16 protein-coding genes are annotated in these 14,892 nt (G+C 61.6%); 6 read left to right on the forward strand and 10 right to left on the reverse strand.

Translation table 11 applies throughout. The annotated features are described in order from the left end of the window. Positions 1 to 27 precede the first annotated feature (27 nt). From HU749_RS11170 to HU749_RS11180, 3 genes are all read right to left on the reverse strand, one after another. Complete coding sequence (locus tag HU749_RS11170) at positions 28 to 309, reverse strand: hypothetical protein (RefSeq protein ID WP_003200045.1); 282 nt, start codon at positions 307 to 309, stop codon at positions 28 to 30. A 160-nt stretch (positions 310 to 469) separates the two neighbouring features. Beyond that, the gene (locus tag HU749_RS11175) at positions 470 to 1,495 is read right to left on the reverse strand and encodes a purine-nucleoside phosphorylase (protein WP_186650621.1); all 1,026 of its coding nucleotides are present in this window, start codon (positions 1,493 to 1,495) and stop codon (positions 470 to 472) included. A gap of 45 nt (positions 1,496 to 1,540) precedes the next feature. Next, on the reverse strand, positions 1,541 to 2,491 hold the full coding sequence (locus HU749_RS11180) for a nucleoside-specific channel-forming protein Tsx (protein WP_186650623.1): 951 nt from the start codon (positions 2,489 to 2,491) through the stop codon (positions 1,541 to 1,543). 299 nt (positions 2,492 to 2,790) lie between these two features. Between HU749_RS11180 and selD the strand changes: the two genes are divergently transcribed. Further along, positions 2,791 to 3,825, forward strand: coding sequence for a selenide, water dikinase SelD (gene selD / locus HU749_RS11185; protein ID WP_024618015.1), 1,035 nt, complete (start codon positions 2,791 to 2,793; stop codon positions 3,823 to 3,825). Beyond that, positions 3,825 to 4,928 carry a tRNA 2-selenouridine(34) synthase MnmH gene (mnmH, locus tag HU749_RS11190; RefSeq protein ID WP_079302445.1) on the forward strand — a complete coding sequence of 368 codons (1,104 nt, stop codon included), beginning with the start codon at positions 3,825 to 3,827 and terminating at the stop codon, positions 4,926 to 4,928. Before selD ends, mnmH begins: the two co-directional genes overlap by 1 nt. A 123-nt stretch (positions 4,929 to 5,051) precedes the next feature. Here mnmH and HU749_RS11195 read toward each other — a convergent pair whose 3' ends face one another. Then, the gene (locus HU749_RS11195; RefSeq protein WP_186650625.1) at positions 5,052 to 5,726 is read right to left on the reverse strand and encodes a histidine phosphatase family protein; all 675 of its coding nucleotides are present in this window, start codon (positions 5,724 to 5,726) and stop codon (positions 5,052 to 5,054) included. 317 nt (positions 5,727 to 6,043) lie between these two features. Between HU749_RS11195 and HU749_RS11200 the strand changes: the two genes are divergently transcribed. The 3 genes from HU749_RS11200 (at position 6,044) to HU749_RS11210 (ending at position 9,222) form a co-directional block, all read left to right on the forward strand. Next, positions 6,044 to 6,742, forward strand: a complete 699-nt coding sequence (locus HU749_RS11200; protein ID WP_014339247.1) for a glutathione binding-like protein — start codon at positions 6,044 to 6,046, stop codon at positions 6,740 to 6,742. A 203-nt stretch (positions 6,743 to 6,945) separates the two neighbouring features. Next, positions 6,946 to 7,920: a porphobilinogen synthase gene (hemB, locus tag HU749_RS11205; protein WP_018611454.1), complete on the forward strand. Its 975-nt coding sequence runs from the start codon at positions 6,946 to 6,948 to the stop codon at positions 7,918 to 7,920. Positions 7,921 to 8,127: 207 nt separating this feature from the next. After that, entirely contained in the window at positions 8,128 to 9,222 is a 1,095-nt protein-coding gene (locus HU749_RS11210; protein ID WP_186650627.1) for a DUF1615 domain-containing protein, read from the forward strand. 201 nt (positions 9,223 to 9,423) lie between these two features. On the opposite strand, the gene HU749_RS11215 is transcribed toward HU749_RS11210, so the two are convergent. Then, a complete protein-coding gene (locus HU749_RS11215) occupies positions 9,424 to 9,858 on the reverse strand; it encodes a phage infection protein (RefSeq protein ID WP_217870568.1) in 435 nt (144 codons plus the stop codon). 193 nt (positions 9,859 to 10,051) lie between these two features. Between HU749_RS11215 and HU749_RS11220 the strand changes: the two genes are divergently transcribed. After that, on the forward strand, positions 10,052 to 10,681 hold the full coding sequence (locus HU749_RS11220; protein ID WP_095963275.1) for a glutathione S-transferase family protein: 630 nt from the start codon (positions 10,052 to 10,054) through the stop codon (positions 10,679 to 10,681). Position 10,682: 1 nt separating this feature from the next. Here the strand turns inward: HU749_RS11220 and HU749_RS11225 are convergent, their stop codons facing one another. The 5 genes from HU749_RS11225 to HU749_RS11245 form a co-directional block, all read right to left on the reverse strand. Then, complete coding sequence (locus HU749_RS11225) at positions 10,683 to 11,219, reverse strand: PqiC family protein (protein ID WP_186650631.1); 537 nt, start codon at positions 11,217 to 11,219, stop codon at positions 10,683 to 10,685. Positions 11,220 to 11,236: 17 nt separating this feature from the next. Beyond that, positions 11,237 to 12,895 (reverse strand): PqiB family protein, encoded by a 1,659-nt coding sequence (locus HU749_RS11230; protein ID WP_046065883.1) that lies wholly within the window; start codon positions 12,893 to 12,895, stop codon positions 11,237 to 11,239. Beyond that, positions 12,876 to 13,520, reverse strand: coding sequence for a paraquat-inducible protein A (locus HU749_RS11235; protein ID WP_046065884.1), 645 nt, complete (start codon positions 13,518 to 13,520; stop codon positions 12,876 to 12,878). Before HU749_RS11235 ends, HU749_RS11230 begins: the two co-directional genes overlap by 20 nt. An 11-nt stretch (positions 13,521 to 13,531) precedes the next feature. Then, the gene (locus HU749_RS11240; RefSeq protein WP_046065885.1) at positions 13,532 to 14,128 is read right to left on the reverse strand and encodes a paraquat-inducible protein A; all 597 of its coding nucleotides are present in this window, start codon (positions 14,126 to 14,128) and stop codon (positions 13,532 to 13,534) included. Between the two features lie 69 nt (positions 14,129 to 14,197). Continuing rightward, complete coding sequence (locus HU749_RS11245) at positions 14,198 to 14,638, reverse strand: CBS domain-containing protein (protein ID WP_046065886.1); 441 nt, start codon at positions 14,636 to 14,638, stop codon at positions 14,198 to 14,200. Positions 14,639 to 14,892: the final 254 nt, after the last annotated feature.

A 14,892-nucleotide genomic window follows, 5' to 3' on the forward strand; every position in this document is an offset into this window, starting at 1 on the left:
TCAGCGTGGGAACCCGGTCTGAAGCACTCAGTCGGGTTCCACGTCCAATTGCAGGCTGTCATCGGCCAGGCGTTTGGCTCGCCGGACAATGCCGCTGATGCGTCGGCCTTCGGCATTGAATACCACGAGCTGGGCCTTGTGCAGGTCCTTCGGCAGCGGAGGTCGCACGTGCAGCGTGAACCATGGCGGTCTGCCGTCGTCGAGGCGTTTGACGTCGAACTCGCAGCTGACACTTGTGGTATTGCGACCAAACATCGTGTCGAGAGCGTAATCAAGATGAGTGCTGTCGGCAGCAGGGTCGAGGGACATCGGCGGTCTCCTGGGTGGGTACGCACGGCTGATGTTCAAGTGATTCTTCCTTGAATGGAAAATTCCATTGGGTGATCTGTAGAGATTAGCCTCAACCTGTGGGAGCAAGCCTTGCTCCCACAGATCATTCCCTTCTCCCCAAGAACGGGGCGGCTGGTGATCAAAGGCCAGGCACGCCGTCTTTCCACACCGACCAGTTCTTCACAATGTTCTGCACCAGCGGGTTGCCGGTGCGGAACAGATTTTCCAGTGCCGGGACGAACGCGCCCTGGTCGGCGTATTTGAGCAGGTTGTCCACTTCGTTGCCGCCGGGCTCGGGGCGGTCGAAGTCGGACCCGGCCCGCAGCACGGCCAGCCGGTTGATGTCCACCCGGCCTTCGCGACTGGCCCGGAGCAAGGCCTCGTAGGTGGAGTTATCTTCCTGTTGGGTGGTGCAGTAGACGCCTTTGTTATCGGTGAGCAGGCGGGTCCAGACTTCGGCGCGCTCGCTCAGGCGCGTTCCGGAAAACCAGGTGTTGCCGGCCAGGGTGTCGCAGCGGGTCACCACCGGCGGCTGGTTGGCCGGGGCGTACGGATACTTCAAGCGCCAGGCCGCCGATTCCTTGCTTTCCGCCAGGCTCACCTTCTGGCTGAGGGCAAAGGCCTTGGCTTGCAGGGCCGGGTTGAGTTCGAAGACTTCCGTCTTGTAGTCCAGCGGCGGCTTTTCGTTCGGCCCCTTGGTGTTGATGCCCAGGTAGCCGGTGGGCCAGTCCTTGGGCACATCCCGCGAATCCAGCTCCCATTGGGTACCGAACTCCACCAGGTAATGGGCCCAGGCCGTCGTGCCAAGCGTGCCGTGGTGCGGGTTGATGCCGGCGATCCCGGCCACGAGGAAATAGCTTTGGCGCAGGTCGACGGTGGGGGAGAGGGCCAGGGCCAGTGTCGAGGCCGCGGCGTTGGTCTGGCCCATGCCTGTGATCAGCAGGCAGACCCGCTCGGCATTGCAGCGGATCGTCGGGTATTCGGCGGACAGTCCCGGTACGCGGACTTCAGTCTTGAGTTCGAGGCGATCGATCCAGTTCTGCGCCTCGGGAGCGAACATCGTGATCAGCATGACTTTGGGTTGAAGCGGCGGTGCGGCCCCGGCGGTCGAGCAGAACAGAGCCGTGCAGGCCAGGCCGATTGAAATAGACAGGCGATTGATCATGTATTCGTGACCTCCATGGATTCGAAGTGGTGCTTCTACGTTTGCTCAGAATTGATAGCCAACCCCGGCGTAGTATCCCCAGCCGTCGGAGCGGGCGCGGAAGTTGCCGTCGCCAAAGTTAAGCTCACTGCCGTCCTGCCAGTTGCCGCCGTTGTGAAAGTAGCGGCCCACCAGCGTAAAGCGCAGGTGCGTGAAGGAATACAGCAGGACGTTGGTGGCGACTGTGGCGTTGGCGGTGCGGGCGGGGTTGTCCTTGTGCAGGTCCGAACCGAAATCGAAGTTGGTGAAGCCAATGTAAGTCAGGGATGCGCCGTTGCTGAACTGGCTGATCGGCACGATGTATTTGAGCTGGGCGCGGTAGCCATCCCAGGAGTATTCATTGCTGGCGCCATAGTTTTCCCACTGATAACGGCCATAGAAGTTGGCAGAGAGATTGACCCTTGAGTGGGTGTCGATGTCGGTGCCCAGGCCGCTGTACAAGGTGTTCGCGCGATTGGCGCTGTTGCTGCCGTGATCGTAGATCCAGTCGAACGCCACATACCATTCCTTGAACGGTCCGATGGCCAGGCTGCGGCCAGCCAGGTAGTCGATGGAAATACGCGGTTCGTGCTCCATGAACACCGGGGAACCGTGGTCCCACGCACCTTTGTCATGGCTGTTGCCAATGTTGAAGATCTTTGGGATGTCGACGTAGCCATAGAGCTCGAAGGGCCCTTTGCGTCCGAAGTATTCATATTCCAGATAGATATCGTCGACCGGTTGAGGGCCGAAGCTGATGTCCTTGCTGCCGATGAGCGTCAGGTCCTGGTTGTACCAGTCCGACAGGTAGACACCCTTTTTCGAGGGGGTGGCCTCGGGGCTGAGGGCTTCGCCCTGGGCGGACGCCTCGGCGGTTTGGGCTTGGGCCGTGGTGCTGAGTAGTCCGGTAACGGCGATCAGTAGCAGGGCGGCTGCCAATACGCCGGGTGTAGCGCGACACCGGGAAGTGCAGTGCATGGAAAGTCCTTGTTCGTGCGGGCTGAAGCCCGGGTTCCGTGGTTGAAAAAAAGCCATCGACCCGCTGGGTAGGATCGATTGCGCAAACGTTTGCACATGTCGTACCAGTTTTTTGTATTGGCTTGAAATGCATTGGATTCAGGCTTTTTTCCTGTCCTGTTGGTCAGGCTCGGTGCACCGAATTCGGCAGCGTCGTATGAAGTGGCACCAACGTGTTGCAGGAGCATGTGCTCGACGCGGCACTGAGTCGGTGGCGTTGCTGGTAGAATCGGCCATCTTGACTGACCAGAGGTATGCCCATGAGCGAGCCGATTCGCCTGACCCAGTACAGCCACGGCGCCGGCTGCGGCTGCAAGATTTCGCCCCAGGTACTGGAAGTGATCCTGGCCGGCAGCGGTGCGCAGAACCTTGATCCCAAGTTGTGGGTCGGCAATGCGTCCCGGGACGATGCTGCGGTGTACGCCATCGACGAGGAGCGCGGGGTGGTCTCGACCACCGACTTCTTCATGCCGATTGTCGATGATCCCTTCGATTTCGGTCGCATCGCCGCCACCAACGCCATCAGCGATATCTACGCCATGGGCGGTGACCCGCTGATGGCCATTGCGATTCTCGGTTGGCCAGTCAACGTATTGGCCCCGGAAATTGCCCGGGACGTGATTCGCGGCGGTCGTTCCGTGTGCGATGAGGCCGGTATTCCCCTGGCCGGCGGGCATTCGATCGACGCGCCTGAGCCGATTTTCGGCCTGGCGGTCACAGGCCTGGTGCAAAAGCGCCACATGAAACGCAACGACACGGCCACCGCCGGTTGCCGCCTGTACCTGACCAAACCCCTGGGCATCGGCATCCTCACCACGGCGGAAAAGAAAGGCAAGCTGCGCGCCGCCGACGTCGGCCTGGCCCGTGACTGGATGTGCACCCTCAACAAACCTGGCAGCCGCTTCGGCAAACTCGACGGTGTGACGGCGATGACCGACGTCACCGGTTTCGGCCTGCTCGGGCACTTGGTAGAAATGGCCGACGGCAGCCAACTGACTGCGCGCATCCGTTATGACGCGGTGCCGCGCCTGCCGGGCGTCGAGTACTACCTCGACCTGGGGTGTGTGCCGGGCGGTACGCTGCGCAACTACGACAGCTACGCGAGCAAGGTCGGTCGGGTCCAGGAACTGCACAAGCGCGTGTTGTGCGACCCGCAGACCAGCGGTGGCCTGCTGATTGCCGTCACCCCTGAAGGCGAGATCGAGTTCCTGCGGGTGGCCGCTGAACTCGGGCTGGCGCTGGAACCTATCGGCGAACTGGTCGAGCGACAGAGTTACGCGGTCGAGGTGTCTTGATGAGCCATGACATCACCGATTACCGCGACATCTTCCTCAATGACCGGCCGATGATGGACACGCGCGCCCCGATCGAATTCATCAAGGGTGCGTTCCCCGGCGTGATCAATTTGCCGTTGATGACCGACAGCGAACGGCAACGCGTCGGTACCTGCTACAAACAGCAGGGGCAGCAGGCCGCCATTGTCCTGGGGCATCAACTGGTGTCCGGCGAAACCAAGGCCCAGCGCATCCAGGCCTGGGCCGAGTTCGCCAAGACCCATCCCGACGGCCTGCTGTATTGCTTTCGCGGTGGCTTGCGTTCGCAGATCGTCCAGCAATGGCTCAAGGACGAAGCGGGCATTGATTACCCCAGGGTCGGCGGTGGCTACAAGGCCATGCGCACGTTCTTGCTGGACGCTGTCGAGCAGGCGGTCGCCCAGTGCGACCTGGTGCTGCTGGGCGGCATGACCGGCACCGGCAAGACCGAAGCGTTGGGGCAACTGAGCAATAGCCTGGATCTGGAAGGTTATGCCAACCATCGCGGTTCGAGCTTCGGCAAACGCGCCACCGGCCAGCCTTCCAACATCGATTTTGAAAATCGCCTGGCCGTGGATGTGCTGAAAAAGCGCGCCGCCGGCATCGAACAATTCGTGCTTGAGGATGAGAGCCGTGCGGTCGGCAGTTGCGCCTTGCCGCTGCCCTTGTACCAGCGCATGCAGCAGGTCCCGATGGTCTGGCTGGAAGACAGCCTGGAGCATCGGGTCGAGCGGATCCTGCAGGATTACGTCATCGACCTGTGTGCGGAATTTGTCGCCGTACATGGCGACGAAGGTTTCTCGTTGTTTTCCGAGCGGTTGCTGGCCAGCCTGGACAACATCCACAAGCGCCTGGGCGGCGACCGTCACCGGCGCTTGATGAACATCCTGGAAGCCGCCCTGGCCGAGCAGGCCAACAGCGGCGCCGTCGACTTGCATCGCGGTTGGATCGAAGGCTTGCTGCGTGAGTATTACGACCCGATGTACGTGTTCCAGCGGGAAAAGAAGGGCTTGCGGATCGAGTTCTCGGGGGAGCAGGCGGCGGTGCTGGAATATCTGCGGGAGCGGGCGGCCCGGGGCGGGTGACCACCGAAAGTCCCCTGTGGGAGCGAGCTTGCTCGCTATGGCGGCGACACAGGCACCATTGATGCAAACTGACCCATAGCTATCGCGAGCAAGCTCGCTCCCACAAAGGGACGTGGCGACTGATCAGGTCGGGCAGGTCTCCTGGCCATTATCCAGGCCTTGCTTGTAGCTCTGACTAGAGAGGCTGGCCTTGCCGTTGTGCCAGGTCAGGGTCAGCACGTACAGCGAATCAAAATCGCCTGACGCCCAGTCATCGGTAATGGTCTGCTTCTTGCCCACGGCCTCCCCGGCGACCTTGTTGATCAACTCCGGCAGGTAGCCATGTGACCAGGCGGTATAGATGGTGGCGTTGTGGTACTTGTCGTCCAGCAGTTCATCAGCGAGGTCGCTGGTGTCGTTGGCTGAATAATTGATGTTCACCGGCAACCCGAGCTTGATGGCACTGGGGCTGATGGTCATCAGCGGGCGAATATAGCTGTAGGAATTGTCCAGTTCACCCTCTTCGACATTGCGGGTCGGGTTGGCGGCGAACACGTAGTCGGCCTTGCCGAATTTTTCCGGCAGCAGGGTGGCCAGGTCGATGGCGCGGTTGAGGCCCTGGCAGTTGAGCTGGCCCAGGCCTCCGGCGGGTTTCTCGGCGTGGCGCAGGAACACCAACGTCTGCACGCCGTCGGCCGGCTGGGCGCGGCTGACGCTGGATTCCAGCAACAGCACCAGGCCACAGACCACCAGCAGCGTCGGCAGCATCAGCCACGAACGGTGTTTGAAGCGTCTGGCGAAATTCAGTGGGTTCATCATCGAATAGTTTTTCTTCAGCACTCTTGAGTCAGGCTGACAAGCCCTGGCACCGCGAAGCGGTTGGCCTCGGGTGGTTTCCCTGTCATTACGCCGCGTCGAATCCTCGGGGGCATTGCTCAGAGTCTCTTCAAGCCCTTTGGTTCGATCCTGGCTGGTCCCGGTGCACTGTAGCGATCTCCGCCAGGAGATGGGACGAACGTTAACGACAGGATGTTGCGAAATTAAGAAGGGACGACGTGAATTCCGTGACGGGCAGTGATGCCGTCCCGTACATCTTGGATTATCCTCGGGCTTTCCTTCATTTCCGAGCCGACCCCATGCCCGACTTGACCCCATTCCCCATCACCGAGAAATGGCCTGCCCAATACCCGGAGTGGATTCAGCTCTACTCCCTGCCCACCCCCAACGGCGTGAAGGTCTCGATCATGCTGGAAGAGATCGGCCTGCCATACGAGCCCCACAAAGTGGACTTTGGCAGCAACGACCAGCTGTCGCCCGAGTTCCTTTCCCTGAACCCCAACAACAAGATCCCGGCGATTCTCGATCCCCATGGGCCGGGCGACCAGCCGTTGGCGTTGTTCGAGTCGGGGGCGATCCTGATTTACCTGGCGGACAAGAGCGGGCAGTTGCTGGCCCAGGAGTCGGCGGCGCGCTACGAGACGATCCAGTGGCTGATGTTCCAGATGGGCGGGATCGGACCGATGTTCGGGCAGTTGGGGTTCTTCAACAAGTTCGCCGGCAAGGACTACGAGGACAAGCGGCCGCGCGATCGCTACGTCGAGGAAAGCAAGCGCCTGCTCAAGGTGCTCGATGGGCGTCTGCAAGGGCGCGACTGGATCATGGGCGAGCGCTACACCATCGCTGATATCGCCACGTTCCCCTGGGTGCGCAACTTGATCGGCTTTTACGAGGCCGGTGATTTGGTCGGGATCCAGAACTTCCCCAATGTGACGCGGGTGCTGGAGCGTTTCCTGGCTCGACCGGCTGTGGCGCGTGGGTTGAAGATTCCGGAATGAGTCACCCGACGACTCGCCGATACGATTACAAGCCACCGGCAGCCTGAATGCCGGGTGACGTGCATCAATGGCTCGCTGACCTTGTAAGTAGATTGTTGCCTGGCCGGTAACACGCTGTTTTCCAGTCGACGTTTGTGCCCTGGCCGGCCAGGGCATAAGCTTTGCTCCTTGTGATCGAGCACCCATTTCTGCCCAGGAGTCCCATGTCCAGCCAGTTCCCCGAAGCACGTCCACGCCGTCTGCGTCGCAATGCAAGCCTGCGCAGCCTGTTCCAGGAAACCGAGTTCACCTTGAACGACCTTGTGCTGCCGATTTTCGTCGAAGAGGAAATCAATGATTTTGTGCCGATCAAGAGCATGCCGGGCGTGGTACGCATCCCTGAGTCGAAGCTGGCCGGTGAGATCGAGCGCTACGCCCGTGCCGGCATCAAGTCGGTGATGACCTTTGGTGTGTCCCATCACCTGGACAACGATGGCAGCGACACCTGGAGCGAGCGCGGCCTGGTGTCACGCATGGCCGGGATCTGCAAGGACGCGGTGCCGGAAATGATCGTGATGTCCGACACCTGCTTCTGTGAATACACCGATCATGGTCATTGCGGCGTGCTCCACGGCGATGAAGTGGACAACGACCGGACCCTGGTCAACCTGGGCAAGCAAGCCGTAGCGGCGGCCCGCGCCGGTGCCGATGTGATCGCGCCATCGGCGGCCATGGACGGGCAGGTCCAGGCGATTCGCCGGGCCCTGGATGAAGCCGGTTTCAGTCAGACGGCAATCATGGCCTATTCCACCAAGTTTGCTTCGGCGCTCTATGGCCCGTTCCGCGAGGCCGGTGGCAGCGCGTTGAAAGGCGATCGCAAGAGCTACCAGATGAACCCGATGAACCGCCGCGAAGCATTGCGCGAGTCCTTGCTCGACGAACAGGAAGGTGCCGATGCGTTGATGGTCAAGCCGGCCGGTGCCTACCTCGATATCATCCGCGACATTCGCCAGGCGTCGAACCTGCCGCTGTCGGCTTATCAGGTCAGTGGCGAATACGCGATGATCAAGTTCGCCGCCCAGGCTGGCGCCATCGACGAAGCCCGCGTGGTACGCGAGAGCCTTGGCGCAATCAAGCGGGCGGGGGCAGACCTGATCTTCACCTACTTTGCCATGGACCTGGCGCTGAGCGGGATCTGATCCAGCGCTGCTCCCGGGGTTGGGTGTGAGATCCATCTTCACCGCCATTCCCTTGTGGGAGCGAGCTTGCTCGCGATAGCGCTGGGTCGGCTTGCATCAGTGTTGCCTGTGCCGCCGCCACCGCGAGGCTCGCTCCCACATTGGGCATAGCCCGCATCCACTTTTGATCGTATGGTTGCTCCGGAATAACGAACCCGATGGAGCACCATGCAATTCAACCGATTGATGATCAGCCTTGCTGCGCTGCTGGCCTTGGCTGGTTGCGGCAGCCGTCAGGCGCAGGAGCCTGAGCGTTCGCCTGCTGAGGTCAAGAAGCAGATCGTGCAGTTGTTGCCGGCCAAGACTGTGGATCGCGAAGGCTGGGCGACTGATATCCATGTGGCCTTTGCGGCCCAGCAGATTCCCTCTACGACGCAGAACATCTGTGCTGTCCTGGCGGTGACCGAACAGGAATCGACGTTCCAGTCTGACCCACCGGTGCCGGGGCTGGGCAAGATCGCTCGTCAGGAGATCAACCGTCGTGCGGCGGCGGTGCACATTCCGGAGCTGCTGGTCAGTGGCGCACTTCAGGTGCGCTCGCCCAACGGTAAAAGCTACAGCGATCGGCTCAATGCGGCGCGTAGCGAGAAAGAACTGAGCGGGATTTTCGATGATTTCATCGGCATGGTGCCGTTGGGCAAGACCCTGTTCGGCGATTTCAATCCGGTGCACACTGGCGGACCGATGCAGGTCAGCATCGCGTTTGCCCAGGCCAATGCGCGCAATTATCCCTATACGGTGGATGGCTCGATTCGTCGCGAAGTGTTTAGTCGTCGTGGCGGGATGTATTTCGGTATCGCGCATTTGTTGGGTTATCCGGTGAGCTACACCGAGCCGCTGTATCGTTTTGCCGATTTCAATGCGGGGTGGTACGCCAGCCGCAACGCGGCTTTCCAGCATGCGGTGAGTGTGGCGTCGGGCATTTCCCTGGCGCTGGACGGTGATCTGATCGCCCATGATTCAATCATGCCAGGCAGCACGGAACTGGCGGTGCGCACGCTGGGCAAGTCGTTGGGAATGCGCAACCCGACCATTCGCAATCAATTGGAGCTGGGTGACAGCCTGGCGTTCGAGGACAGCAAGCTCTACAAGCGTGTGTTCGAACTGGCAGAGCGGGCCGAGGGCAAGGCGTTGCCACGGGCGGTATTGCCGGGAATCGTGCTCAAGAGCCCAAAGATCACGCGCAAGCTGACCACGGCGTGGTTTGCCAAGCGGGTGGATGAGCGTTATCAGCGATGCATGAAGCGGGCGTCGGGGCGCTAGCCAGTCATTGGGCATGAAAAAAAGCCCGGCGGATGAGGCCGGGCTTTTAGGGGGATGGGTTTGGTGCGGGAGCAGTCTCAAGCGGTGTGTCGGGTGGACTGCGCAGCGGCTTGGTGATTGTTGCGGCCGCTGCGCGCCCGAGCGGGAGCAAGCTCCCTCGCCACGGGGTGTGTTGCCGATCATTTGTTGCGTTCAAGCAACTCATGCGTGGTTTTCGATCAGGCGGTCGGAGCCACCTTCGGCGACGCGGTTTCCCATCAGGCGATCAGAGCCACCTTCAGCGACACGACGTTCCAGCAGGCGTTCGGCACCGCCTTCAGCGACGCGTTTTTCGATCAGGCGGTCGGAGCCACCTTCGGCGACGCGTTTTTCGATCAGGCGGTCGGAGCCACCTTCGGCGACGCGTTTTTCGATCAGGCGGTCGGAGCCACCTTCAGCGACGCGTTTTTCGATCAGGCGGTCGGAGCCACCTTCGGCGACGCGTTTTTCGATCAGGCGGTCAGAGCCACCTTCAGCGACGCGGTTTTCGATCAGGCGATCAGAACCGCCTTCGGCGACGACGGGTTGGGACGAGGCGGCAAATACGTTGGCGGCCACTACGGAGAAAGCGAGGCTGAGGATGACTTGGCGTTTCATGATGGTGTGCTCCGGGGGTGCAGTGGTTTGTGTGGGGCCATTGTTGTCCCGGGCGATCATCAAGAGAACTTCATTGGCATGATGGTGAACATCGACGGCAGTGATAGCTCGTTGGCCAGCTACCGGTCAGCTTGATGGAACACTGATGGGCTCGCGGGCTCTACCGGCTAACGCTTATGCAGGAGGTAGGTTCATGTATCAGTTATTCGGTTGCAGGCAATCCGGCTCTTCGGCGGTGGAGGTTGCTCTGTGTCTTTGTGAGGTGGCTTATCGGCGGGTCGATGCCTATTCGACGCAAGACAACGATGCGGCGAAAGAACTCGAGGCACTCAACCCTCAGAAGCAGGTGCCGACCCTGCAGTTGCCGGACGGTTCGGTGCTGACCGAAGCGGCGGCGATCCTGATTCACCTCGGGTTGACCTTCCCCGCATCGAAGCTGCTCCCGCAAGACCCGGCCCAGCGTGCGCAGGCCATACGGGGTCTGGTCTACATCGCGGCCAATTGCTACACGCCCATCGGCATTATCGATTTTCCGGAGCGCTGGCTGGACGAGGCGGATGAGGCGACTCGACAGCGCTTGGTATCTGGCACGCAGCAACGGCTGTACCGCAACTGGGCGTTGTTTGCCGACCAGTTCCCGGCCCGACCTTTTCTAGGCGGTGAGGAACCGGGGGCGCTGGATATCCTGGCGGCCGTGATCACGAAGTGGAGAAACACGCGGGAGGCGATGCTGAGCGCCCGTCCGGCGTTCTACGAATTGTTGGAACGCATTGACCGTCATCCACGCGTGGCGCCGGTACTGTCGCTGCACTGGCCTGAATGAATCAGGGGCACGCCTTGCGCGAAGCCGCCTGTTCAACCAGGTCGACAAATTGCCGGACATTCTGCTGATGCGCCGTCACCAGTTCGTCGATACTGGTGCCCGCCGGCGTTTGCAGGCTGCTGCGGCACGTGAGGGGACGTGCGTCGCCGCCCAGGCTGCGCAGGCGCCATTGCACATCCAAGCGGGCATAGCGGCCAGGGATCGAGTCAAAGCGTTGCACGTCTACCCGCAGCAATGATTTCGGTGCGCCGGGGTTGCTCAGTTGTTCGTCCAGGCTGCTGTGCAGTTCGTCGGCCAGGCTGGCGCCCCACCATTCGGTTTCCAGGATCGCTAACCCGCTGTTGCCCTGGCGAATGACCATCTGGGTGCGATCCACCTGGGGCGGAACGCTCACCTGTTCGATCTGGATGTCCACGCCGGAGCGCGACAGGCCCGCCGGCTGAGCGGGGCTCAGGGTGTGGTAGTGGATCGGATCGCTGCGGCAGGCGCCGAGCAGCAACGCCATGGCAACCAGGGTGAGTTTCAGCGTCAGTGGCATGGGGCGCGCTCCTGTGATCATTCTTTCACCGGCAATGTGAGGTTCTGCGCCGGTGCGTCCTTGGGACGGCCGCGAAGCAGCGATTCGGGATGGCGGCTCAGGTAGTCCGACAGCTCGCGCAGCGAGCGCGACATGCGCCCCAGGTCGTCCAGGGTCTGGGTCAGTTGTTCGCGCTGCGGTGAATCTTCGGCCAGGGTCGAGTTGGCCGATTGCAGGGTCTTGCTGACGTCCTGCAAGGTGTTTTGCACACTTGGCAGCGTCTTGCTATTGAATTGGGCCAGGCCTTTGCGCAGCTCCACCAGGTTGCCATTCAGGTTGCTGGCGACGCTTTCCAGCGGCAGTTTGTTGATTCGCTCGACCATCGCCTGCAATTGTTCCTGCAATTGTTGGAGGCTACCGGGAATGGTCGGTATGCGCACAGGCCGGGCGGTGGGGTCGAAGGCGACTTTTTCCGCCTTGGGGTAGAAATCCAGCGAGATGTACAACTGCCCGGTCAGCAGGTTGCCGCTGCGGGCCTGGGCACGCAGCCCCCGATCGACAAAGCTGCCCATCAGGCGGGCAGAGGCGGCTTCGTCCTCCGGGTCGTGATTGAGTGCCTTGAGCAGTTTCTCATGGGCCTTGCCCAGGCGCTGTGGGTAGATCACCACGCCGACGTTGACCGGAAAGCTGCGCTGTTTCTCATCGAAATCCAGATTGATGGCCACCACCCTGCCGACCTCCACCCCCAGGAACTCCACCGGCGCACCGACGCGCAAGCCGCGCAGGGCCTGGTCGAACCGCAGGGCCAGGTATTGCGCCTTGCCATCGGGCGGGGCGAGGGCACTCTGCTGGTCGGCAAACAGCTCGTAGGTCTTGTCCTCGCTGGCGGGGACGTCGTTGGGGCTGTACTCCGGCGCCCGAAACGCGATGCCGCCCAGCAGCAGGGCCGAGAGCGATTCGGTCTTGACCGCGAAACCATTGGCACCGACGTTCACGTCCACGCCGCTGACGTTCCAGAACCGGGTGTTTTCGGTGACGTACACATCGTTAGGGGCGTTGACGAATACGTCGATGTTGACGCCTTTGCCCTCGGCGTCCAGGGCGTAGGACACGACCTGTCCCACCGGGATCTTGCGCAGGTACACCGGCGAGCCGATGTCCAGCGAGCCGAGGTCCTGGGAGTGCAGGGTGAAGCGCTTGCCCGGTTCGCCATAGGTGATGGGGGGCGGGTTCTCCAGGCCGGTGAAGGACTTGGCGCGCACTTTCGACTGGCCGGCGTCGGCCCCGATGAAATCCCCGGACAGCAAGGTGTCGATCCCCGAGATACCGCCGGCCCCGATGCGTGGCCGTACGACCCAGAACACCGAGTCTTCGTGAGTGAAGGTGTCGGCTGTCTTGGCGAGCTTGACCGTGGCGGTGACGTTCTTCTGGTCGTGGCTCAGTTGCACGTCGGTGACCTGGCCGATGACCACGTTGCGATACTTCACCTCGGTCTTGTTGGCGGTCAGGCCCTGGCCGGTCTTGAAGGTGATGGTGATGGTCGGGCCTTCCTGCAGCCAGTTGTGGACCACCAGGGAAATGCCCACCAGCACCGCAATGATCGGCACGATCCACACCAGCGATACCGTCCAGCGGCGGGTGGTGACGTGGGCGCGGCCGGGTGCGGGTTGCTGCCCGTCAGTGGCTTGCGACTTCATCCATGACCTCCTCGGATCGTTGAGTGTCCCAGATCAGCCGGGGGTCGAAACTCATGGCCGACAGCATGGTGAACAGCACCACGAGGCCGAAGAACAGGATGCCCGGTCGTGGTTCGATGTCGCTCAATGCCTGGAACTTGACCAGGGCTGCCACCAGGGCCACCACCAGCACATCGAGCATCGACCAGTAGCCGATGACTTCCACCAGTCGGTACAGTTTCGCCCGCTGGACCTGGGCCCAGGTGCTGCGCCGTTGTGCGGTCACCAGCAACAGGGTCAGCACCACGAACTTGATGCCGGGCACCGCGATGCTGGCGATGAAGATAATCAGGGCGATGTCCCAGGCACCGCTTTGCCAGAACTCGATGACGCCGCTGATGATGGTGCTGTCGGCGCCTTCGCCGAGCATCTGGGTATTCATGACCGGCAGCAGGTTGGCCGGGATGTAGAACACCAGCGCGGCCAGCATGTAGGCCCAGGTGCGGGTGATGGCGTCAGGTTTGCGTCGATGCAAGGGGGCGTCGCAACGCGGGCAGGTTCCGGGTTCGTTGGTCATGTCGCAGGCCAGGCCGCAGCTGTGGCACAGGCACAGGTCCAGGTCGCGGGCCTCTGGCGGGGTGTCCATCGGCTCGCCGTTCACAGGTTGTCCCAAAGGTCGCGGACATCGCGCCCGGCAATGCGGATCATCAGCAGGCTCAAGGCCGCCAGGGCGAACAGGCCGATGCCCGGGAGTACGTCCAGCAAGCCGGCGAGCTTGATCACCGCCACCAGCGCGCCCAGCAGGCACACTTCCAGCATGCTCCAGGGGCGCAGGGTTTCCAGGCTGCGCATGCACAGGTTGAACCCCGGCGCCCGCTGTTGGAGGTGGGCATGGCCCAGCACCCAGATCAGGAGCGCCAGTTGGAAGGCCGGCGCGATAATGATTGCCACCGCCGTCACCAGGGCGATGAAGGTGATCGGCCCATGGCTCAGCGCCACGATGGAATCCCATAACGTCGCGCTGTTGCTCAGGCCCTGGAGGCGGATGCTCATGATCGGGTAGATGTTGGCGAAGGCCCACAACACCGCGGCCGTCACGCTCAAGGCCAGGCGCTGCTCGATGGTCAGGCCGTTGTGGCGCTGGATCACCGCGTGGCAGCGCACGCACGAGGCTTTCTGGTGCGCAGCGAGCACCACCGGCTCGTACACCGCATCGCAATGTTCACAAATGATCAATCGGTCGGTGTCGGCCATCGGGATGCTCGCAGGAACAACCCCTTCAATATAGAAGTGCCTTGGGAATGAGCAACCCGTCCGAACGGATCATTCCCCGCGAATGTATTGCTCCAGTTGTCTGATCAGATCGGCCTGTTCGGCGATGGCTTCCTTGACCAGGTCGCCGATGGACAGCAGGCCGACCAGTTTGCCGTCCTCTACCACTGGCAAATGCCGCAGGTGTTTTTCGGTCATGATGCTCAGGCAGGTCTCGACATTCTGGTGCGGGTCGATGGTGATCACGGGGGAGACCATGATGTCACTGACCTTCGTGCCCACCGATGAGCGACCGCGCAAGACCATTTTGCGGGCATAGTCGCGCTCGCTGATGATCCCCAGCACTTCATCGTTCTTCACCACCAGCAAGGCTCCGACGTTCTTCTCGGCCATGCGCATCAGGGCCTGCAATACCATGTCGTCCGGTGAGATGGTGTGCACTTGCTGGTTCTTCTCATCTTTTAGCCGGAGCAACTGCGCGACGGTTTTCATGGGGGAGCCTCAGGTGTTGTTTTTGCTGGTTGTTAAAGCATCGTAGACCCAACGGCGCAGAGCAAGCGGTAAAGCGGCGGCCAGTCGTCCAAAAGCGTCATTGCCCGGAAATTCTCCTTCGATGTGGTGTCATCCACCTTTGTGGCGAGGGGATTTATCCCCGCTGGGCTGCACAGCAGCCCCAGAAAACTGCTAACGCGGCGTGTCAGGTTGATGTAATCAGCTTATTGGGGCTGCTTCGCAGCCCAGCGGGG

Origin of the sequence: Pseudomonas ogarae (assembly GCF_014268695.2) — a bacterium.
Classification (GTDB): domain Bacteria; phylum Pseudomonadota; class Gammaproteobacteria; order Pseudomonadales; family Pseudomonadaceae; genus Aquipseudomonas; species Aquipseudomonas kilonensis.